We start from the raw sequence: 21,519 nt of genomic DNA, 5'->3' as shown, positions 1-21,519 counted from the left end.
TCACTAGGATCTCAGCTTATAATCGGTTTATATAAAGATTATCAATATGGTGTCTAGAGTACCGAGATCTCGTTAACACAGCGAACCTTCTTTGACACAAAACCAAGGCTGAGACTTGTGTTTCAAAGCATTACGGCGCAAAATCACAAAAAATTAAAAGGAGCAATCAAATGGAACTTACAGACATTCGTCGCGAATACGCTAAGGGTGGGTTGAGACGTAAAGACTTGGCCGCAGACCCGATTGAGCAGTTCAATCTATGGCTAGAGCAAGCCATTGAAGCTAAGTTGACTGACCCTACTGCCATGACAGTTGCTACGGTTGATGAAAATGGTCAGCCATTCCAACGAATTGTTTTGCTGAAGAATGTGGATAAAGATGGCTTCGTTTTTTATACCAACTTAGGTAGTCGTAAGGCGCACCAACTTGAGCACAACAGCAAGATCAGCCTGCACTTCCCTTGGCATCCGTTAGAACGACAGGTTCACATTACCGGCACGGCGGAAAAGTTGACTGCGATGGAAAACATGAAGTACTTCTCGTCTCGTCCGAAAGAGAGCCAGTTAGCCGCTATTGCCAGTAAACAAAGTAGCCGTATTTCTGCTCGTGGGATTCTAGAGGGTAAGTATCTAGAGTTAAAGCAGAAGTTTGCGAAAGGAGAGATCCCAGTCCCTTCTTTCTGGGGGGGATTTCGAGTGCGCGTTAATAGCATCGAGTTTTGGCAGGGTGGCGAACACCGTCTGCATGACCGCTTCTTGTTCTCACGTCAAGACAACCGCTGGGACATTGATCGCCTAGCGCCTTAGTCTCATTAACCTTAGTTTGCTTCATCGAAATAAAAATACCGTTGATTTTGTGTTTACTCACATCAACGGTATTTTTTCGATATAGAGACACTATTTGGCTACTTAAAGTAAACCCTGAGAGTTTACAGCTCTCGTAATACTCTGAATCCTAGATAGTTGGCTGCGGTTGAAGGTGCAACGTTCAGTTCGTTATACACTTTCGCCTCTTCTGGAGAGAAGCTCCATGCGCCACCTTTCGCTAAGCCTTTCTGAGTGGCTGTCCATTCCCATACGTTCCCCACCATGTCGTAGAAGCCCGTTGGTGTTGGTAAGAATGATTTAACCGGGGATGTACTGACGTTTGACCAAGGAGTACCAGCCCAGCCGGTATTGGCTTTACCTGAACGAAATTCATTGCCCCACCAGAAGTTGGTATTCTGACCTGCTCTTGCAGCAGCTTCCCATTCTTGTGGCGTTGGTAAGCGGTAGGTGAAACCTGTGTTGTCAGATAGCCAACGAGTGTAAGCCTTGGCATCGTTTTGGCTCACACAAACGACAGGAGAGTTATTTGCTTGCATAAAGCCAGGGCTCTGCCAGTCGTTGTCAGAAACCGTCGTGATCTCGGCATTGACGAACTTATCACAAGTATTCATCAGCTCTGCGTCAGTCTGGTAGCCAGTGCTTTCAACGAACGCTTTAAAATCTTGAACACGGGTTGGCGTTGCTGCTAAAGCAAATGGTTGTTTGATTGTGACTTGCTTGGCGTTGTGTTCGCCCAACAGGTAACGACCAGAGCCGACAACAATCATTTCTGGGCTCTGAATGTTGCTCCCCATTGGGTCGGCAAACTTAGTGCCAACGTTCAATGAGTTCTGTTTGGCTTGTAATACCGCTCTTAGGTTGTGATCGCGGGTTATCTTCAATTCTTGATTGAAAGGAAGGTATCCTTCTTTCACTATCGTGACTATGTGTGGGCCCGTTGGTAACATCACTTCAACCGGAGTACTGCCATAGTTCACGCCGTTGATAGAAACTTTGTCGTTGTACTTATTTGAGCGAACCACTAAGTTGACCCAAGCGACTTCTTTTTGTTGATCGTTGGTTTGTTGCTCACTTTGCGTGAAACAGTTGGACGATTGAATATCAAGTAGGCGGCAAGGTGTATTTTTGTCTGGACGCGTTTCTAGGTTTGCAGCAATAACCGCTCGGTAACGATTATTTTCAGAGAAGCCAGAGGATTTTACTTTGTGCTGCAGAACGTGAATGTTTAGTGAAGCAGATGCGAGATGTTCTCTCACCGCTTTTGATTCAGTCGCGTTGTCCACAAGGCTTTTCTGAAATTGTTTCACCGCTTTTTGAAGCGCTAAGGTCACGGTTTGCTCTGAACATTGTGCCAATGTCATGTCATGGCTACAACGGTTAGTAAAGCTGACCGTTTGTTCTACGGCTTGAGTTATCTCGTTTCTTAGTCGCTCAGCTCTTGCTCTTAACTTGTCTTGACCTAGATTTGCTATTGAAGCCTCTACAGCTGTTTTCTCTGCTTGAATAGCTTCTAACTCCATAGCTAAGCCTTGCTGTTTCTGTTCTGCGTCTGAAATCGCAAGCTTGCTCTCTTTTACGGCCTTCCAAGCGTCTTGGAATCGGTTTTGAGCTGGCGAAATATCGAAATCTGGCTCATCAATCATGCGCGAGTAATCTTGCTCTAGGTCAGTTTTTGCCTTTGCGAGTGCTTGCTCTGCTTGAGCTGATAACTTAGCGAGACGCGCGGTTTGCTGTGCCTGATTGTCGACTAGGTTTTGTTTCTCAGACATTTTCTTTTCAACAGACGTTAAATCGGCATGTTTTTCGAAAAGTAAGCTTTCAATATCGGTGACAGACGCTGCGATCGCTGGTGGCGTCTCAGCAAAAACAGCAGGCGTCATTAAGCAGGGAGCAAGTGCAAATAGTAGAGTGGGGAAACCTTGGCGCATGTTGGGCTACTTCAATCGTAAGTTAGGTTAATCGAATAATCTAAACTAACACGCCATTTCGTCTGTAGCTACTTTCTATAACTATCAACAAAATGGCGAGTCATCATTCAGCTTTGTGAAATAGGCACGGCTATTTATATCGACTGAGCTTTTTATGTCGGCTGAGCTCTCTCTCACTATAGAGAGGGTTTAACTTTCCTTGCTAGGAAGGAGTTTAACCCAAATAGTATCGCTGCCGCTGATGGTTACAGTGCGGTTGTAAGACTCATAACCTTCTTTTGAAATAGTTACTTGGTGACGACCGCTTGGTAGAGCAACCTCAATAGGTGTGCTGCCGTACTTAATGCCGTTGATGGTGACTGAGTCATTGTATTGATCAGAGCGCACTGTCACATTAGCCCACTGTTTGTCACTTTTTTTAACCACAGCTGCGTCACTGCCTGTTAAACAGTAGCGTGTTGAGACATTCAATAAGTTACACGCTGCAACCGCTTCAGGTTTAGCTTGAAGTTGAGCCTGCATCTGCATGAAGTAAGAATTATTACCGGAGAAGCCGCTCTTGATCGCTTGGCTATCTTGAACATGGATATTCAGTTGAACACCTTGTAAATTTTGCTTCGCGAGTGCACTTTCTGTGAGCTGGTCAAGTAATTGAGACTTAAACGTCTGTACTGCTTTTTGGTTTGTTAAGTGCTTGCCTTGAGCAGTACACTCACCCAGTGTCATTGTTGATGAACATGTGGTGGTGTAGCTGGTTTCAAGAACAGCACTTTCACGAAGTTCTGTGGCGATACGTTTAACTCGAGCTGCAACTTTGGACTCTCTCAAGTTAGCCAACTCATTATTTAGACGAGCTTGTTTTTGCTTGATTTGAGAAAGGTGAATCTCGCTCTCGTTCATCGCTTGTTGGTTATCTAGCTGAGACGATTGGTTTTCTTTCACGGCTGCCCAAGCATCTTGGTAGCTTTTCTGAAAAGAAACCAAATCTGTTTCTGGATCTTCAAGTAAGCGGCTGTACTGTTTGTCTAGCACAGACTTAGCTCTGTTGCGTTTTGCCTTTAGTTCTTCACCTTCGCGTAACAACTTGCTGTTTTGGTTCTGTAGTTGTTTTAAGTTTTCAGTCGCCGATACTTTTGTTGCTGAAATACGCTCAATATCTGAGTTTTTCTCTGTTAGCTTTGCATCGATAGCTGAAACGGGATCGACTTGATTCAGTTCTTCAGCGGATAACGATGCAGATACCCAAAGAGGGGATAGCGCAAGTAAAAGCGCTGAAATTCGAAAGTTAGTCATAGGTCCCTGCAACTTATAGATTGAAATTGGCTCGTTAATAAAGTGTCAACTTTCTAGTTGTGAGTCACTAGTTATTATCAATTAACACAGTACCCGTCTTTATACCGTTTTATTGCCATCCAATCTACTCAAAAGCCAAGTTTCGGTACTTCGGATACACTTTTTACGGGTTAAAGGTTAATTATTTGAGCTCTATAAGAAAATTCTGACGTGATTGTGCTGTTGTTACGTTCTCATCTATGAATCACTGTGACGGTCTGTGTGAGTGCTTTTAAGCCCCTAAACTTACCGGAACGATTGGTTCTACAATGGCCGTAGTTTATACACTCATGATCATCTTTCCGGAGGCATGATCACAACGATCACGGTCGTGATCTTTTCGTAAAGTGTGAAGAAATGACTCTCATGATCATTTACAAATTCATCTTAAGTAGATTTCAGAGTAGTATTATTAATATGTCGACTTCAGTATTTTGATGCCATGCCAAAACCTTTACCTTTGCCAAACCTAGATTTGTCTCCGATAGGCCTTACTGTGCCTCGTCCGGCTGAGATCATTACTTTGCCATCTCACATGGATTGCCACGATCACCATTATTCGCAGGTAGTCATTGGTTTAAAAGGACGGGCTGAGTTTGAGATCAACGGGAAAGGTAATCTTGTCGGGCCTGGGCAAGGTTGTGTGGTGACGGCTAGCTCTGATCATGCTTTCGGGGGAGTGGTCGGTCAATCGGATATTCTAGTGCTTAATATGCCAATGCCAACCGATGATGACCCTCTGATGCTAGAGAAGATTAACCAGTTAGCATCATCGAATGTCTACTTCCAATTAGACGCGCAAATTCAAAAGCTTATTCATATGCTAGTGCAAGAGATGCAGGCGAGCCCTGATGATCTCCTGTTGAGTCGTGCGTGTAATGATACGGTGATAGCGTTGATGCAAAGACATATTTCAGCATTTGAAACCTTAATAAAAGACTCGCGTTTTGATCTTGATGCATTGGATCGGTACATCGAGCAGCACCTAGTGAACAAGATCTCGGTCGCGCAACTTGCGGGTAGTGTGTTCTTAGGTGAAAGTCAGTTCCACATGCTATTTAAAGCTCAAATGGGTATTACTCCACATCAGTATGTTTTGGGTAAACGCATCGATCGCGCCCGCCGCTTAATCGAACAAGGTAATCTTAGCCTTGGTCAGGTAGCAGAACTTGCTGGTTTCTCCGGTCAATCCTCTTTTACTCACACCTTTTCGCGCCTTCAAGGCATGTCACCATCTCAATACAAAAAGCAAATTTCTGTTAAATAATGGAATGAAATACCAGGTTATATTAAAGTTTCATATGTGACGTTGTGTTTGTTTTGTTAATAAAGCGAGCTTTTGGCAAAAACCCCGGAGTTTTTGACAAGTAATCCTTATATACTCAAAATACACTGCTGCCATTGTAGAGAGCCCGAACTCTTTTCGGGTGTGAGATTAAGGAAAACGCATGTTTACAGCTACTGATGTGTTAAAACCAGAATTCAATGAGCAATCGCTTGATGATCTATGGTCGCTTATCTCACCATTGTATATGGTGGATGAAACCCAATGGCTAGAGCAGCTCCTGCCACTAGCTACCCCTTCTGAGTCTGAAAAGAAGCAAATCGCAGACAAAACGACATCATTGATCGAATCTATCCGCGCGGATAAGACTTCTATCCAGATGATCGATGCCTTGTTGCTTGAATACAGCTTAGATACTCAAGAAGGCATCTTGCTGATGTGTCTGGCGGAAGCTTTGATGCGTATTCCTGATTCAGCAACGGCTGATGCGCTGATTCGTGACAAACTCAGTGTTGCGGATTGGAAATCTCACCTGAAGAATTCTGACTCGGTTTTTGTTAACGCATCAACTTGGGGCCTAATGCTAACAGGCAAGGTGGTTGGACTTTCATCTAATGAGCAGAGTGCGGGTCAAGCCGTTAACCGTTTAGTCAACAAGCTTTCTGAGCCGGTAATTCGTAAAGCGATGCACCAAGCGATGAAGGTGATGGGTCACCAATTCGTTCTTGGCCGCAGCATTGCTGAAGCGCAAAAGAACGGTAAATCTATGCGTGACAAAGGTTTTACCTACTCATACGACATGCTAGGTGAAGCAGCGCTGACTACGGCAGACGCAAACAAATACTTCAAAGATTACCTCATGGCGATTGAAGCCGTGGGTCGAGATACCTACGTATCTTCAAAATCGAGTCCTGCTCCATCGGTTTCTATCAAGCTTTCTGCGCTTCACCCACGTTATGAAGTGGCGAACGAAGATCGCGTATTGACTGAACTTTGCGACACGCTAGAGCAGCTATTGCGCCGCGCCGTAGAGCTTGATGTTGCGATTACGATTGATGCTGAAGAAGCGGATCGCCTAGAGCTTTCTCTTAAATTATTCGAAAAACTGTACCGCACTGACCTTGTAAAAGGTTGGGGTAAATTTGGTCTGGTTATTCAAGCCTACTCAAAGCGTGCACTGCCTGTTTTAGTATGGCTAAATCGCTTGGCGAAAGAGCAGGGTGATTTAATCCCGCTTCGCTTGGTGAAAGGCGCTTACTGGGACAGCGAGATCAAATGGTCACAACAGGCTGGTTTCACTGATTACCCAGTTTATACACGCAAAGAAGCGACAGACGTAGCTTACCTTGCATGTGCGCGTTACCTATTGAGCCCAAGTGTTCGTGGCAATATCTTCCCGCAGTTTGCGAGCCACAATGCTCATACGGTTTCTGCTATCGCAGTGATGACTGAGCACAAAGATTTTGAATTCCAACGCTTACACGGCATGGGTGATTCTCTTTACAATCATGCGATGGAAGCTTACCAACAGTCAGTACGTATCTACGCACCGGTTGGCAGCCATAAAGACCTTCTGCCATACCTAGTACGTCGCTTGCTAGAAAACGGCGCAAACAGCTCGTTTGTACACCGTTTGGTTGATGCTCGCTGCCCAGTTGCTGAGTTGACACAACACCCTGTCGATATGCTTCTGGCATTTGATACGCTAAACAACACTAAGATTCCTCTGCCTCCAGCGGTATTCCCTGAGCGTAAGAACTCTTACGGTGTGAACATTGATATCGAAAGTGAAGCTCACCAGTTTGAAGAGCAGGTTAAGTTTTACCTTAACAATCAATGGACTGCAGGCCCTGTGATCAACGGTGAATCTCTTGCCGAAAGCATGATCAAGGCTGATCAGAACGTTGAGCAAGTAACCGCACCTTACGATCGTCGTATTAATGTGGGTCAGGTGGCTTTCGCTAACCTTGATCATGTTTCCGCAGCGATCACTGGCGCAGATGCGGCATTCGCTGATTGGAACGCAACATCGGTTGAAACCAAAGCGGCTGCGCTTGAGAAGTTGGCTGACCTGATGGAAGACAACCTTGCTGAGCTAGTGGCGATTTGTCATCAAGAAGCGGGTAAGACGATTCACGATAGCGTTGATGAAGTACGTGAAGCGGTCGACTTCTGTCGTTACTACGCAAAACAAGCAAACAACCTACAAGGTTTCGAACTAAAAGGTTTTGATGGCCAAACACGAATCGCTTCACGACAAGGTCGCGGTGTGTTCGTTTGTATCAGCCCTTGGAACTTCCCTCTCGCTATCTTCCTAGGCCAAATTACAGCGGCACTAGTCGCGGGTAACACGGTTGTGGCGAAACCTGCTGAGCAAACAAGTTTGATTGCAGCTCGCGCCGTTGAACTGATGAATGAAGCGGGTTTCCCTGCTGGCACCATTCAGTTACTTCCAGGTCGTGGTGCTGAGATCGGCAGTGCGCTAACCAGTCATGATGCGATTGCGGGTGTTGCCTTTACCGGTTCAACACCAACGGCACAACGAATCAACGTGTCTTTGGCAAGCCGTAACGCTAAGCCTGTTCCGTTTATCGCGGAAACCGGTGGTCAGAATGCGATGATCGTCGACAGTACGGCACTGCCTGAACAGGTAGTTCGTGATGTTATTCGTTCGGCATTCGCTTCAGCAGGTCAACGTTGTTCTGCACTGCGTGTGCTTTACATCCAAGAAGACATCGCAGACCGTGTGGTTGGATTGATTCACGGTGCAATGGACGAATTGAGTGTTGGCATTCCACATCTTCATAAAACCGATGTCGGCCCTGTTATCGACCAAAACGCGAAACAGAAGTTGTTGGCACACTTAGAAAACATGACCAATACCCAGAAGAAGGTGGCTCAACTTTCTCTAGGTACGGATTGTGAACATGGTGACTTTGTTCCACCAAGTGCTTTTGAAATCGATGACATCAGCTGCTTGAAAGAAGAACAGTTTGGCCCTGTGCTGCACATCGTTCGCTTCAAAGCGAGTGAGTTAGCGCAAGTTGTAGATCAAATTAATCAAACAGGTTTTGGCCTAACTATGGGGATCCACAGCCGTAACGAGACTACTTACCGTTGGATCGAAAAACACGTTCGTGTGGGGAACTGCTACATCAACCGTGACCAAGTGGGTGCTGTTGTTGGTGTTCAACCATTTGGTGGCCAAGGTTTGTCGGGTACTGGCCCTAAAGCGGGTGGTCCTCACTACCTGTATCGCTTTACCGATGTTCATTTTTCTCAATCACAAGACAAGGCATAAGGAGCAGTATCATGGTTCATCAAGTGACAGGTTTTTCTGATGCTTTGCTAGCGTGGGAACAATGGAATCTTACTGACTTTGATTATAAGAGTGCTCAGGTACTTTCATTTAAATCAGAGATCGAAAGCCAATCTGCACCTTTGGCAGCAGTAGCGACTTATCATCTAGAGCAAGCGTCAGCATTACTTGCAGAACACCACCTCATGCCAGGTCCTACGGGCGAAACCAACGAGTTGTATGCTGCAGGTCGTGGTGTGGCTTTGGTGATTGTTGATGATTGCGAAGAGAAAGTGCCAGCACTGCAAACCGCAATGGCAATGATTATTGCGGCACTATTGGCTGGGAACAGCGTTCAGTTGTGCAGTGATGACGTGCAGTTCAACACCTTAATTGCCGATGCGGCGACACAAGCGAATCTGCCAACTAACTTGGTGCAAGTTGCCTCGTATGACGCTGCACAACAGCTGCTGTCTTGCGATGTACGAAGCGTAGGTTATGTAGGTAACTCAAAATCTGCACAAGCTATCAATTTACAGCTTGCTAAGCGTGACGGTGCAATCGTTGGTTTAGTAGCTGAAACGGATCTTACGGCAATGAATGTTGCTAACGATCCACACTTATCGCTGCGTTTTATTACTGAGCGTACGCGAACTATAAATATAACAGCCGTGGGTGGTAACGCGACCTTGCTCGAACTGGGAAGCGAAGCTCACTAACCTTCAGTAAAACGGGCTTTGAGGTTCCTCAAAGCCCTATATTTCCTAACTAAATGATTAACCTTTTCTCTCATGGCGAGATTAATCCATATAGTCAGGCATGGAAGGCATTCTACAAAATGAGGACTATCAAATGATAGAAAACAGCTTTGCAATAACGACGACGTTTATTGCGTATCTAATTATGATGCTAGCAATCGGTGTTATTGCTTACAAACGTACATCTAACTCAACTGACTACTTCCTAGGTGGTCGTTCGTTAGGCCCATGGCCTGCTGCACTTTCTGCTGGTGCATCAGACATGAGTGGTTGGTTGCTACTTGGCCTACCAGGTTACGCTTACGCTGCTGGCTTTGAAGCATTCTGGCTTGCTGGTGGACTACTTGTTGGTACTTGGGCGAACTGGTTAATCAGTGCTAAACGTCTACGTACTTACAGTATTACAACAGAATCACTGACGTTGCCTGAGTTCCTATCTCGTCGTTTCAATGATAATTCGAAGTTGATTCAAACGATCTCTGCTTTCTTTATCCTTTTATTCTTCCTTTTCTACACAAGTTCAGGCTTAGTAGCGGGTGGTAAATTGTTTGAAACGGTATTCGGCCTAGATTATACAACAGCGGTTATTATCGGCACGGTATGTGTGGTTTCGTATACCCTGTTTGGTGGTTTCCTTGCGGTATCTTGGACTGACTTGGTTCAAGGTCTGTTGATGTCTGCTGCGCTATTGATTGTACCAATCGCAGCTATGAACGGTGGCCTTGGTCAGCTATCTACTGACCTTCATAACATCAACCCAGAGCTACTAACGCTATGGAATGATGCGAAAGGTGAGCCTCTTTCTGCTATCGCGATCATCTCGCTAGCGGCATGGGGTCTAGGTTACTTTGGTCAGCCACACATCCTTGCTCGTTTCAAAGCAACGCGTAGCAATAAAGACCTAACAACAGCGCGTCGTATCGCTGTGGTATGGACTGCACTGTCTATGATTGGTGCAATGTTGGTTGGTCTTGTTGGTTTAGTTTACGTGACTAACTCTGGCGCGCCTAAGCTAGAGGATGGCGAGAAGATCTTCATGCTTCTTGTGAACGCGATGTTCCACCCAGTAATCGCAGGTATCCTACTGGCGGCAATCCTAGCGGCAATCATGAGTACTGCGGATTCGCAACTTCTTGTTTCTTCATCTGCAATGGCAGAAGATCTGTACAAGCAAGTACTTAAGAAAGATGCGACGTCTGAAGAGATCGTTCGTGTAGGTCGCTTCGCGGTAATCCTAATCTCTCTTATTGCACTTGCTCTAGCAATGACACCAGACAGTTCAGTACTTGGCCTTGTGTCTTACGCATGGGCTGGTTTTGGTGCTGCATTCGGTCCTGCTATCGTATTGAGCCTGTATTGGTCTCGTATGAACCGCAACGGCGCTCTAGCGGGTATCGTGGTTGGTGGTGTAACGATTGTTCTTTGGAAACAGTTCACGGGCGGTTGGTTCGATGTTTACGAAATCGTACCGGGCATCATCCTATCGACTATCTCTATCGTTATCGTGAGTCTAATCACTGGCGAGCCAGAAGACCAAGTTAAGAAGCAACACGCTGAGTTCGAGAAAAACCTTGTTGAACTAGACTAATCGTCTGGACTGAGATTTTCAGCTAAGTCATAGGGCTGGATGCTCACTAGCTCAATGATGACAAGAGTTTACAATGTAAACCTTAGAATAGAGTCACTTCGGTGGCTCTATTTTTTTGTTTATTTTCTAATGTCTTGAATTCTTACTGGTCAATATTAGATGGAGATAATACCTTTCATCGAGCTTAGCGTGATAAGAACGTGGTGAGAGCATTCAGCGCGTGGGGGACTGATATTAGTGACGTTTGATGTCAAAAATATAATAGAAAAATGATTGTTTTTTGAACTTGGCGCCCACTTTTGTATTTAGCTCCGTGAATTGTGGAACCTAATTAGACATGATGTGTCAATTGTCAGTAACTACTAAAGACCTATAGGACAAAGGTATGCCTGATCTCTATTGCAAAGGATGTAAAAAAACAACACCACATAAGTCGGTAATGAAACGTTGTGAATCAGAGCCTGAGACCGTTTCCGGTCGTATGATGCAATGGACGTCAAAACTATTTAGTGGCAACCTTCACTATAATATGGAAACTCAGCACTTCTGTCGCACGTGCAATTGCCGCAGTGAAACTGGAAGCACAGTTCCCCGAGTTGGTCTCGCTAACGTATAGTAAGTGTTTACTAACCTAGAGAAAAACCTCCGCTAGGGAGGTTTTTTGTTTTCGATGTCGTTTTGAATTCAAGTTCTGCTTCAATGCTATTGTCATCATTTTTCACTTTCCATCCACAATTTGAGTGCTCGATTTATTAGTGCTTGAGTAACATGCTTTGATTCTGCCCTTCAGCTAACACAGTACGGTTGGTACGCAATTTTTTGTGTTTTAATCATAGAATTATCCCTGACCTTTGCTCATTCTATTATTCACTTTGGTATTTTCCCTTCTTTCTTTTCTGGCTCAATTTATGTGTTAATCGGGTCATGGCTATAATAGTTTGTTAATAACTTAATATTGACAGGGGCTACTACCATTTTTCGGGTATTTACATTTTCTTTGAATGTTGTTGATGTATTTAGTTTTTAAATGTGTGAGCAGGGTTTTGCCCGATTGCTCTTAGTATGGAATATACTGAGCCGAATTTAGAATGTTTAAGGAATGTTATGTCTCAGCATCAACTTGATCGTATCGATAAAGAGATACTAAGAATTCTGCATATAAAAGGGCGCCTGCCAGTTGTTGAATTAGCGAAACAGGTAAACCTAACAACTTCTCCTTGCTCTGATAGACTGAAACGACTGGAAAAAGAGCGTTACATAACGGGTTATCACGCTGAATTGTGCTCAGAAAAGTTAGGGCTTGATGTGCAAGTCTTTATCCATATCCGTCTCGATCAAACCAGTTTTTCGATTTTTGATAAATTTGCTCAAGCGGTTGAGTTGATGCCTGAGGTGGAAGAGTGCTATTCATTGTCTGGTGACTTTGACACCATGATCAAGGTTCGAGTTAAAGACATGAAGGCATACCAAGCCTTTATGGCAACCAAACTAGGCACCTTGCCAGGCGTTATTCAGACGCGTAGTGAAGTCGTGATTGAAGAGCATAAAAAGGGTTTTGGTGTAAACCCTGAGTTGTTGGCAACCTTGAAGTAGAGCGACGTCTTCGCGGCTTCATAGCTAAAGTGGGTGTTGATTGGATATAAAAATGGAAGCTGATGAGCTTCCATTTTTTGTTGGGTGCCAGAAAAAAGCAATCAGATAAACTGAGAACGAGCAGACTAAAGGGTAATCGCCGCAGAAATTAAACCGATTATACCGCCGAACACACCACCCCAAACGACTAGCCAGCCAAGATGTTTCTTGATCATGGTTTGAACCATCTCTTTAACGAGTTTTGGTGTTAGTTCATTCAAACGCTGATCGATTATCGCTTCAATGTTCTCTTTGATTTCATCCATCATTGCAGGCGACTCAAGTTCATCTTTAATGGCATTTTTTACAGAATCACTCTTGCTGATTTCAATCACAGATTCTTGCATCTTCTCCACAAATGGCGCTTTCATCGGTTGTAGTGCTTCTGTGCCGCCAACCATTGCCAACATGCCACCAAACTGTGAGTTCTCGATTACATGAACCAGTGAATCGAACGCAGGATTAAAGTCGATCTTCTTAATCACTGGCTCTAGATTGAGCGATTTGCCAGTCATCTCACTGCTAAGGAAGCGGTCGATGTTACTTTCAGTAAAGAACTGTTCCATCATTAGTTGCTTAATGGCTGCTTTGAACTCTTCAAAACGTGCAGGAATGACGCCTGAGCCATATAGGCCGGGTACTTTTTCGAACAACATATGGATCGCAAGCCAGTTGGTGATGGCGCCTGAAAATGCAAATAGGCCAGCATAAAGCAAGTATTGGTTTGCTGTCGCATAGCCGCCAGCAAGCAGTGCTAACGCAAGCACGTTAGTTAAGACACTTTTATTCATGGTTGATCTCTAGAATGAGTATTGCGCGCATTTTAAGAAAAAAACGCCAAGAAAAAAACCCAAAGGATCAATCTAGTGATGGAAAGGAAAATACAGAGCGCCGAATGACTAATATAAAAAAGGCTAGCCTTCCCCCGAAGTCTAGCCTTATTCCAGAACGCGCAAGCGAAGCGCCTTTGATGTTAATCTCATTATATAGTTACGAAATAACATTCTGCTATGTGTAATTCACTCGTTAATTAACAAATTGATGTGAAACACGCCGCATAATTTAAAATAGCGCATGAATTAAGCGTTTTATGTTTGGTCAAGATCATCGGCAATGAAGCCTCCTGTCTGGTGGCTCCACAACTGTGCATAGATACCATTGTGCAGAATGAGCTCTTGGTGAGTGCCTTCTTCAACGATCTTGCCTTCATCGAGTACGATTAGGCGATCCATCGCAGCGATGGTCGACAAACGGTGTGCAATCGCAATCACTGTCTTGCCTTCCATTAGTTCAATCAAACTTTCCTGAATGGCTGCTTCGACTTCTGAATCGAGTGCTGAAGTTGCTTCATCGAGAACAAGAAGTGGAGCATTCTTCAGCAGTACGCGAGAGATAGCGACACGTTGACGTTGACCACCAGAAAGTTTAACACCACGCTCACCCACCTGTGCATCGTAACCAACATTACCAAATGGGTCGGTTAGCGTTTCGATGAACTCATGTGCGTGCGCTTGCTCGGTTGCGGCATACACTTCTTCATCCGATGCTTCCGGGCGACCGTAAAGAATGTTGTCTTTGATTGAGCGGTGAAGCAGTGAAGTATCTTGAGTCACCATACCAATGTTGCTACGTAGAGAGTCTTGCGTGACCGCTGATATCTCTTGGTCATCAATCAGAATGCGGCCGCTTTCTACATCATGGAAGCGCAATAGCAAATTAACTAAGGTCGACTTACCCGCGCCAGAACGGCCAACTAAGCCTACTTTTTCGCCTGGTTTGATATTAAGGTTCAGACGATTAATAACACCTTTATTTTCACCGTAGTTAAAGCTCACATTGTCGAAGTGAATGCCACCTTGTGTGACTACGAGAGGTTTCGCATCTTCTTTGTCTTCGATAGCGATGGATTTGGATAGCGTTTTAATGCCATCAATCACGGTTCCTAGGTTTTCAAATAGGCCACCGATTTCCCACATGATCCATTTCGACATGCCGTTAATACGCAAAGCTAAGCTGACTGCAATCGCAATGGCACCCACGGTGATCGCGTTATCTAGCCACAAGTAGATAGAGATCCCCGCAATGCTGAACACCAGTAAGTAGTTAGCAAACTCAACCAATATGTTGAAACCTGTTACCAAGCGCATCTGTCGATGTACGGTGTCTAAGAAGCTCTCCATGCCTTCTTCTGCGTATTCGGTTTCTCTTTTGCTGTGTGAGAACAGTTTGACGGTTGCGATATTGGTGTAGCTATCGACAATACGGCCCGTCATCAGCGATCGAGCATCGGCTTGTTCTGAAGATACGTCTTTAAGCTTTGGCACGAAATGTAGTTGAATGCCGACGTAAATAAACAACCAAATCAACATCGGTGCCATTAAGCGCCAGTCTGATTCTGCGAGCATGAATAGCATCGCCGTGAAGTAAACCGTTACGTAAACAAACACATCGACCATTTTGGTCACTGTTTCACGCACCGCAAGCGATGTTTGCATTACTTTGGTGGCTACACGCCCGGCGAAATCATCTTGATAGAACGATAAGCTTTGTTTTAAAAGGTAGCGGTGTGCTAGCCAACGAATAGACATTGGGTAGTTGCCCAGCAAAGTTTGGTGAAGCAATAGCGAGTAAACACTGATCAAGATTGGCATCACAACCAACAGCAGAATACCGAGCCCCATCAATGTCGATTCGTTGTCTGCTAAGAAAGTATCTGGGTTACTTGTTGATAGCCAGTCAATCAGTTGCCCCATGTAACCGAACAGCGCAACTTCGATGATCGCGATGGTCATTGTCATCAACCCGAGTATTATCAACGGCTTTTCAAAGCCCCGAGTGTAATGGCGACAGAATGCTAGTATTCCAGTGGGAGGTTGTATTGGCTCTCCCTTTGGAAAGGCTTCGGTAAAGCCTTCAAATTTCTTGTACATAAATTTCCTTTTGTAAGCCACTGCATCACGATGTGCAGTTATGTTTTTATAAGTACGATTTGAGTTCTATAAGCATTAGCGTTACGTCGTTCGAGGGGGTTTGTTTGAAGAAAACGTAAAGAGTGTTTTTAAATACGTCTATTTTAGATTGAATTAGACAGGAAAAAATTAAGCTTATTTCAAACGTAATTGATTGTTATGCAACGGTGATAATCCTAACGTTAAATGGATTAAATTGTAATCAAAACTCGTGGTTAGCTAGAAAGTGAAGTCAGAATATTTATTCAACAAGTTCCTTAATTGATATGCACGCAGTTGGTTCTTTCTGATGTGATGTTATATCGCAGTAAAAATAACGGAATAATTAAACTTATGCAGTTATTGTGTGGGATAAATATTCAAATCATTATTATTTTCAGTGAATCTTGTTGTAACAAGTTGTTTACACTTCTGAGTAAATAAAAGATAGGGATGGTTGATATGTTAAACCTACACAAGAAATCACTGCGTATTACTAATGTTCAAAACGCCAATTGCGTTGTTATGGTTCCGCCAAAAGAATTTCGATTTAACGAAGAAACTGCACGTGATAATGAGTTCCAGCACAGAGTTAACTTGACCGAATCTGAGATTAAGCTAGAGACGATGGCTGAGTTTAAGGAGATGGTGGCCTCGTTGCGTAAAGAAGGTGTGCAAGTTGTAGAGTTTGATTACCCCGAGTTAGGAGTAGAAACACCTGATGCTGTTTTTCCTAATAATTGGTTTAGCACTTGTGGCGATGGTAGTTTGTTCACTTTCCCTATGGCGTGTGAAAACCGTCAGCATGAAATAAAGCCACACGCCTTAATTGAAGCGCTAGAAGCCTCAGGTCGTATTGTTAATCATAATGAGTCGCTAGAGTCTTATGTTGCACAGGGCTCTTATCTAGAGAGTACTGGCGTTATGGTTATCGATCATATTAATAAGACGATCTACGCTGCGCTTTCTCAGCGTTGCGACCGTGAAGTGTTAGAAGATTACGCTAAGCGTATTGGTTACTCTCGCGTGGTCTCATTTCAAACGGCACTACCGTCTGGTCAGCCGATTTATCACACTAATGTGATGATGGCGATTGGTGATAATTTCTGTGTGATTTGCGATGAAGTGATTCCTGAATTTGAGCGTCGCTTTGTTGTGAAGTCACTTGCTAAAGATAAACAGGTTATCTCTATTTCCATAGATCAGATGAATCGGTTCTGTGGCAACATCCTACAGTTGGAGACAGTGAATGGCGATAAGGTAATCGCAATGTCTCAATCGGCATATGATGCTTTTTCTCCAGCGCAATTAACTCAGCTTGCAACGCATGGAAAGCTGTTGCCATTTAACGTAAAAACCATCGAAGACATCGGTGGTGGTTCCGTTCGTTGTATGTTGGGTGAGGTGTTCTTACCAACGCGAATTAATCGCTTGTAACACGCCATCGGTCTTTGATAATAATCGGTTAATACCATTCTATTCGTAGAGTGGTATTTTTGTCTTTAGCCTTGAAGGCAAGTGTTCATTAGGTGCCCGTGAAAGCTCTGTGCTCGATAAACTGAGCAGATAGCGTGACCACTTCCTTGGAATACACAAGTGCAGTGTGATTGAGCTTGAGGGCACAGGTGTCAGTAGCGCCTCTTAGGTTCGCGTCTTCAAGTGTGACCGTACCGTCACCTGGGTTTCTGCCTAATACAATACGTCCGACTCCGGTATCGTAGGTGCCAGTGATAACACCAATCGGTACTTCGATATCGTAATCACCCAAACCATCACTTAAGATTATTTCACTCGAACCAAAGATAAATCCAAGCCCATGATTCGACAGTGTCTTAGCGATGGTTGCTCCATTGTGCGGGGTGCCCGCAGTGATGATGCAGGTGTCAGAGAACTTGGGTTGATAGAATTTAAAGTAGTGGCGAATGAGTAACCCACCAAGTGAGTGACCAAAAAAGTAAACTTCATCGTGTTCATCAAAACGAGCGTCTACAAAGCGATTGAGGCGCTTAGCGGCAGAAGGAAAACGTAAAGAGTTGTAGGCAAACTTGTGCGTTATAAAGCCACGCTTTTTAAAACTCTTATCCAGATACTGCATGATCAACGCAGGCATATACAGGCCATGAATTAAAACTATATGTTTGTTTTTATTATTCATTTTTGTCCTCCGTCTGATGATGCCTTCCAGTATATTGAGTCACCAATTTAAACTCAATAAAACTTATTGTGAATGAGAGACAATTGACGGTCATAAAGCGTGAGTTCTTTTTAATGGTATAGTTAGCAGAAAGTGAATGATTTTTAATTGAAAGAGGGATAACTATTTTAGCCCTCTTTCTGAGCCTATAGATGATGCTCCACAAGAGGGAACTTTACTTTTGTGTGTCTTCAGTTTTCACAAGAGTAGTGTGGATAGTTTCATCTTTAAGTTCCGGTTCGACTAAAACCTTGATCACGCCTTTTTGTAGAATCAGGTTGTTAGGGTAAGTGATGATGTTGCCCGAACTGTGTCGGAGAATCACGTGGAACATGGTGATATCGATGATCACGCCGCTGATGTCTTCGTCTTTCTCTGCGACTTTTACTTTGTCACCAATACGATACGGGAACACAAAGAATATCAGTACGCTGGCTGTGAGGTTACTTAAAATTGACCACTGTGCAAACAACGCGACACCGAGCACCGCAAATATGGAGGATAAAAACAGGGAGATGTCGCCAAAACCTAAGTTTAGGATAATAGTAAAAATAGCGGTGAAGAGTAGAAACAGAGTGATATTGAAACATTTAAGCACGGACTGTTTACGCTTCAATGCGACACGCTTATTTTTTGCTAGTGCTTCGATCCAATTCTGACCTAAGCGTTTTATCACCCAATACAAAACGATAAGAAGCAAGCCTAAACCTGCTTGTTTAAACCACATATTTGATTGTAAATACTCAACCATTAAATAAACCTCAATTTTCTCAAAATAACGACTTCTATCGCCACGATCATGAGCAGCCCAACACAAAACAGTGGGAATGCCACTGGGTTCTCTGTTCCTGGAATACCGGCAATATTGACTCCGAGTAAACCGGTGAAGAAACCAGCTGGTAGGAAAATACCTGCAATGATCGAAAATAGGTATGTATTTCTATTCATTTTTTCAGCTTGATGCTGACTTCGGCTAGCAAAAAATACATTAATCTGATCGATGTAAAACTCAATCGATTCATTAATTCTCAGCATGGTGTCGAGACTGTTTTTTATATGACTGTTGTGTTTGTTGAGAGGAGTCGGTAGTTCATTCATTAAATCTTCGAAGACGTATTTCTGTGGTTTCAAATAACGTCTTAATTTGAGTAGCCTTGAATGCAAAGCGTTGATGGATTTTATATCGATATGGGAGTCAGACTCCAGATCGTCAATCAGTTGTTCTACAGGAGTTAAGAAGTTCGAAATGTAGTGGTTTATTCCACGTATCATTCCAAGCAAAACATCTGGCAATGATGTTGGGCCTTGGTTTTGTTTAAGGTCGGAGAGTAAATTGCTGACTGCTTTCGAAGGGACTTTGCGTGTTGATATTAAGGTGCCTTTGTACCATAAGATGCGCAGGCTCAGCATATCATCGGGATTAGCACCTTCGTTTAGGTTAATGCCTCGTAGGATAATTAGAAAGCAATCATGGCCAAACTGTTCAAATCGAGGACGAGTGTCATCTGCGAGCAGAGAATCCACAATAGCGTTCGAAACTGTATTATTTTGAAGCCATTCTCGTAACCCTTCAGCATCTCTTTGGCAGTGATACCAAGTCGCTTGTTCGAATGGTTCTGGGGTGGTGTTGTGTTCATGTGCCACCCCCTCTGAAAATTGCCAGCTTGAAATTATGAAAGCGTCCATTCGTCGATCCTTAATGATATGAGGTATATCGAAATGACGGTGCCATTTAAGGCGCCATACTGAGCACGGTTTAATGAGGTTAGTTTGTTTTTGTGAGTAGTATGAACTCGCTTTGTTTTCTCGAACAAATGTAGCTCATTGTTTAGTCATTATAAATTAGCATTAGAGTACAGCGTTAGCGATGGATAAAAGAGAAAAAACTGAGGTATTTTCTTTGTACGCAGGAGATAAATCGATGACAGTAAGTCGCTTTTTACCATCACTAACATAACGACAAGCACAAGCTTAACGACACGAGATATTCAGTCAGGCTAATTACACACTCTCTAACATTCAGTCTAGTCTGTTATGGCGAAAGCTCTAATTGGATCTGTGTCACTTCAGAGCGTTAGCGTTTCAGAGTGTTGAAGTTAGTTTATTAGAGATGGCTGGTTATCCGATAGGTTGAGAGGTTTGAATAATGAAATTGACTATTGGGGTGAGAACGGTACAAATTCACTCTACTGAGTGACCTTCATGACAAGGTGGAACAGCAAAGTGAATGAGTATGTTTAGCTTATTCTATGTGACTCAATCACATTAGAAGTTGTATGAACCACCGAAGCTAATGCTGTTGAAGGCAAGTGTTTTGTCTTCTTTCTTAAAGCCGTAGTCGTTCTCAACACTAACTGCATCTGCTTGCGAAATTAGGCGCAGTGTTAAATGTTCAATCGGCGTGTATTCAACACCAACACCAAAGTGGAAGCCAGTACCACTGTCGTCATCGTAACCAGCACTCTTGTTTGCGTTTAGGTCAACAGAACTTAAACCAGCCAATACGAATGGGCGTATTGTGTTGTCGAATGTGTAACCGATGTTTGCGGATGCAGAGATAGATGTCGGTGACAATTTAGCCGCCCCCTTTTTGTAGTTTGCGTAATCGTTGTAGCCAAGTTCAACACCAACGATACGGTTGAATTGGTAACCGCCGTATAGGTTGTAGCCCATGCCGTCTGAATCTAAACTACCTTGACCATCTGTATCAGAATCTTGGTAGAGACTAAGTCCGCCACCAATGTACGCACCACTGTCAGTGCCTGCTGCTAAAGCTGGAAGAGAAACCGCGCTGATTAACCCTAGTGCCAATGCTGATTTCGTTATCTTGTTCATCTTTGTTACTCACTCTGTCATGTTTTTAAATGTGACTGTAGGTCACTGTCAATTTTTAATACTTGTTGTTTTTGGCTACTCGGCCGTTGTTGAATATTATCCCTGAGTCTTTTGCTCATTACTGTATGGCTTTGTAAGTTGAACCGTTACATAGTGGGTGGATTACACATCGAGTTGCTTATATGAGTCAGCCAGATTATGACAAGGAGAAAAAGATGTTAACGAGACAGAAGACGGGTTTGGTGGTTGTGGATGTGCAAGGCAAACTCGCACGCCTTGTTGATGAGAGCGATACCCTGATTTCTAATTGTGGAAAGCTGATTGAAGGAGCACAGGTTTTAGGTCTTCCTATTGTGAGCTTGGAGCAGAACCCAGAGAAGTTGGGGCCTACCGTTAGTGAGTTGAATGACTTGTTGGGCGAAGATAAGCCGATACCAAAATTTACGTTCAACGCGTGTAACGAGCCCAAGTTTGTTGAGGCAGTGCAAGCCAAGGATGTGGATACGTGGTTGGTGTGTGGCATAGAGGCTCATATCTGTGTTTATCAAACCGCCATTGGTTTGCTGGATCTTGGGTACAAGGTTCAGGTAGTTGGTGACTGTGTTAGTTCACGAACCGCGCTTAATAAGAAATTGGCTATCCGAAGATTGGCTGGCTCTGGTGTTCTAATCACAGGATTGGAAATGAGCTTATACGAGCTCGTGAAAGACTGCCGCACCCCTGAGTTCAAGCAAGTCCTATCCTTAATTCGTTAATCATTCTCTTAAAGCCGCTGATTTGAATAATCTAATCGTGTTTATCAGAGGATCAAGTTAGACAACACATCGGTGATTGGGTATTTAAAAATTTAATGGCTGATGTGTGCCAGAAGTTGGGTGTCAAGTTTTCAGTACC

The 21,519-nt window shown here is 43.8% G+C and carries 16 protein-coding genes; 8 read left to right on the top strand and 8 right to left on the bottom strand.

The window, feature by feature from the left end:
- Positions 1-170 precede the first annotated feature (170 nt).
- Positions 171-806 (top strand): pyridoxamine 5'-phosphate oxidase, encoded by a 636-nt coding sequence (gene pdxH / locus WR49_RS02490; protein WP_017057710.1) that lies wholly within the window; start codon positions 171-173, stop codon positions 804-806.
- Positions 807-928: 122 nt separating this feature from the next.
- Here the strand turns inward: pdxH and WR49_RS02485 are convergent, their stop codons facing one another.
- Together WR49_RS02485 and WR49_RS02480 are read right to left on the bottom strand one after the other, a co-directional pair.
- The gene (locus WR49_RS02485; protein WP_046222947.1) at positions 929-2,755 is read right to left on the bottom strand and encodes an SUMF1/EgtB/PvdO family nonheme iron enzyme; all 1,827 of its coding nucleotides are present in this window, start codon (positions 2,753-2,755) and stop codon (positions 929-931) included.
- Between the two features lie 189 nt (positions 2,756-2,944).
- The gene (locus WR49_RS02480; RefSeq protein ID WP_017057712.1) at positions 2,945-4,048 is read right to left on the bottom strand and encodes a PEGA domain-containing protein; all 1,104 of its coding nucleotides are present in this window, start codon (positions 4,046-4,048) and stop codon (positions 2,945-2,947) included.
- 481 nt (positions 4,049-4,529) lie between these two features.
- Here WR49_RS02480 and WR49_RS02475 point away from each other — a divergent pair, with 481 nt between their 5' ends.
- The 5 genes from WR49_RS02475 to WR49_RS02455 all read left to right on the top strand — a co-directional run bounded on the left by WR49_RS02475 (position 4,530) and on the right by WR49_RS02455 (position 12,609).
- A complete protein-coding gene (locus tag WR49_RS02475) occupies positions 4,530-5,354 on the top strand; it encodes an AraC family transcriptional regulator (protein ID WP_017057713.1) in 825 nt (274 codons plus the stop codon).
- Positions 5,355-5,535: 181 nt separating this feature from the next.
- The gene (putA, locus tag WR49_RS02470) at positions 5,536-8,673 is read left to right on the top strand and encodes a bifunctional proline dehydrogenase/L-glutamate gamma-semialdehyde dehydrogenase PutA (RefSeq protein WP_046222946.1); all 3,138 of its coding nucleotides are present in this window, start codon (positions 5,536-5,538) and stop codon (positions 8,671-8,673) included.
- Between the two features lie 11 nt (positions 8,674-8,684).
- A complete protein-coding gene (locus WR49_RS02465; protein WP_017057715.1) occupies positions 8,685-9,389 on the top strand; it encodes a 1-pyrroline-5-carboxylate dehydrogenase in 705 nt (234 codons plus the stop codon).
- A 100-nt stretch (positions 9,390-9,489) separates the two neighbouring features.
- Positions 9,490-11,016 (top strand): sodium/proline symporter PutP, encoded by a 1,527-nt coding sequence (gene putP / locus WR49_RS02460; RefSeq protein WP_017057716.1) that lies wholly within the window; start codon positions 9,490-9,492, stop codon positions 11,014-11,016.
- 1,104 nt (positions 11,017-12,120) lie between these two features.
- Complete coding sequence (locus tag WR49_RS02455; protein ID WP_017057717.1) at positions 12,121-12,609, top strand: Lrp/AsnC family transcriptional regulator; 489 nt, start codon at positions 12,121-12,123, stop codon at positions 12,607-12,609.
- A gap of 125 nt (positions 12,610-12,734) precedes the next feature.
- Here WR49_RS02455 and WR49_RS02450 read toward each other — a convergent pair whose 3' ends face one another.
- Both WR49_RS02450 and WR49_RS02445 read right to left on the bottom strand, forming a co-directional pair.
- Positions 12,735-13,439 carry a DUF445 domain-containing protein gene (locus tag WR49_RS02450; RefSeq protein WP_017057718.1) on the bottom strand — a complete coding sequence of 235 codons (705 nt, stop codon included), beginning with the start codon at positions 13,437-13,439 and terminating at the stop codon, positions 12,735-12,737.
- Between the two features lie 297 nt (positions 13,440-13,736).
- The gene (locus tag WR49_RS02445; protein WP_046222945.1) at positions 13,737-15,578 is read right to left on the bottom strand and encodes an ABC transporter ATP-binding protein; all 1,842 of its coding nucleotides are present in this window, start codon (positions 15,576-15,578) and stop codon (positions 13,737-13,739) included.
- Positions 15,579-16,058: 480 nt separating this feature from the next.
- Here WR49_RS02445 and WR49_RS02440 point away from each other — a divergent pair, with 480 nt between their 5' ends.
- The gene (locus tag WR49_RS02440; protein WP_046223082.1) at positions 16,059-17,033 is read left to right on the top strand and encodes an arginine deiminase-related protein; all 975 of its coding nucleotides are present in this window, start codon (positions 16,059-16,061) and stop codon (positions 17,031-17,033) included.
- 88 nt (positions 17,034-17,121) lie between these two features.
- On the opposite strand, the gene WR49_RS02435 is transcribed toward WR49_RS02440, so the two are convergent.
- From WR49_RS02435 to WR49_RS02420, 4 genes are all read right to left on the bottom strand, one after another.
- Positions 17,122-17,751: an esterase/lipase family protein gene (locus tag WR49_RS02435; RefSeq protein ID WP_046222944.1), complete on the bottom strand. Its 630-nt coding sequence runs from the start codon at positions 17,749-17,751 to the stop codon at positions 17,122-17,124.
- 214 nt (positions 17,752-17,965) lie between these two features.
- Positions 17,966-18,541, bottom strand: coding sequence for a mechanosensitive ion channel family protein (locus WR49_RS02430; RefSeq protein ID WP_017057722.1), 576 nt, complete (start codon positions 18,539-18,541; stop codon positions 17,966-17,968).
- Positions 18,541-19,476 carry a zinc transporter ZntB gene (locus WR49_RS02425; protein WP_046222943.1) on the bottom strand — a complete coding sequence of 312 codons (936 nt, stop codon included), beginning with the start codon at positions 19,474-19,476 and terminating at the stop codon, positions 18,541-18,543. Before WR49_RS02425 ends, WR49_RS02430 begins: the two co-directional genes overlap by 1 nt.
- 579 nt (positions 19,477-20,055) lie before the next feature.
- Positions 20,056-20,625 (bottom strand): porin family protein, encoded by a 570-nt coding sequence (locus tag WR49_RS02420; protein WP_046222942.1) that lies wholly within the window; start codon positions 20,623-20,625, stop codon positions 20,056-20,058.
- Positions 20,626-20,840: 215 nt separating this feature from the next.
- Here WR49_RS02420 and WR49_RS02415 point away from each other — a divergent pair, with 215 nt between their 5' ends.
- Positions 20,841-21,380 (top strand): hydrolase, encoded by a 540-nt coding sequence (locus WR49_RS02415; protein ID WP_017057725.1) that lies wholly within the window; start codon positions 20,841-20,843, stop codon positions 21,378-21,380.
- Positions 21,381-21,519 lie beyond the last annotated feature (139 nt).

The organism is Vibrio sp. ECSMB14106 (assembly GCF_000972265.1).
GTDB lineage: Bacteria > Pseudomonadota > Gammaproteobacteria > Enterobacterales > Vibrionaceae > Vibrio > Vibrio kanaloae.
This window is presented reverse-complemented; position numbering and strand designations above follow the sequence as displayed.

Coding starts and splice junctions, on each gene's coding strand:
- pdxH (WP_017057710.1), top strand. CDS start 171: ATGGAACTTACAGACATTCGTCGCGAATACGCTAAGGGTGGGTTGAGA.
- WR49_RS02485 (WP_046222947.1), bottom strand. CDS start 2,755: ATGCGCCAAGGTTTCCCCACTCTACTATTTGCACTTGCTCCCTGCTTA.
- WR49_RS02480 (WP_017057712.1), bottom strand. CDS start 4,048: ATGACTAACTTTCGAATTTCAGCGCTTTTACTTGCGCTATCCCCTCTT.
- WR49_RS02475 (WP_017057713.1), top strand. CDS start 4,530: ATGCCAAAACCTTTACCTTTGCCAAACCTAGATTTGTCTCCGATAGGC.
- putA (WP_046222946.1), top strand. CDS start 5,536: ATGTTTACAGCTACTGATGTGTTAAAACCAGAATTCAATGAGCAATCG.
- WR49_RS02465 (WP_017057715.1), top strand. CDS start 8,685: ATGGTTCATCAAGTGACAGGTTTTTCTGATGCTTTGCTAGCGTGGGAA.
- putP (WP_017057716.1), top strand. CDS start 9,490: ATGGAAGGCATTCTACAAAATGAGGACTATCAAATGATAGAAAACAGC.
- WR49_RS02455 (WP_017057717.1), top strand. CDS start 12,121: ATGTCTCAGCATCAACTTGATCGTATCGATAAAGAGATACTAAGAATT.
- WR49_RS02450 (WP_017057718.1), bottom strand. CDS start 13,439: ATGAATAAAAGTGTCTTAACTAACGTGCTTGCGTTAGCACTGCTTGCT.
- WR49_RS02445 (WP_046222945.1), bottom strand. CDS start 15,578: ATGTACAAGAAATTTGAAGGCTTTACCGAAGCCTTTCCAAAGGGAGAG.
- WR49_RS02440 (WP_046223082.1), top strand. CDS start 16,059: ATGTTAAACCTACACAAGAAATCACTGCGTATTACTAATGTTCAAAAC.
- WR49_RS02435 (WP_046222944.1), bottom strand. CDS start 17,751: ATGAATAATAAAAACAAACATATAGTTTTAATTCATGGCCTGTATATG.
- WR49_RS02430 (WP_017057722.1), bottom strand. CDS start 18,541: ATGGTTGAGTATTTACAATCAAATATGTGGTTTAAACAAGCAGGTTTA.
- WR49_RS02425 (WP_046222943.1), bottom strand. CDS start 19,476: ATGGACGCTTTCATAATTTCAAGCTGGCAATTTTCAGAGGGGGTGGCA.
- WR49_RS02420 (WP_046222942.1), bottom strand. CDS start 20,625: ATGAACAAGATAACGAAATCAGCATTGGCACTAGGGTTAATCAGCGCG.
- WR49_RS02415 (WP_017057725.1), top strand. CDS start 20,841: ATGTTAACGAGACAGAAGACGGGTTTGGTGGTTGTGGATGTGCAAGGC.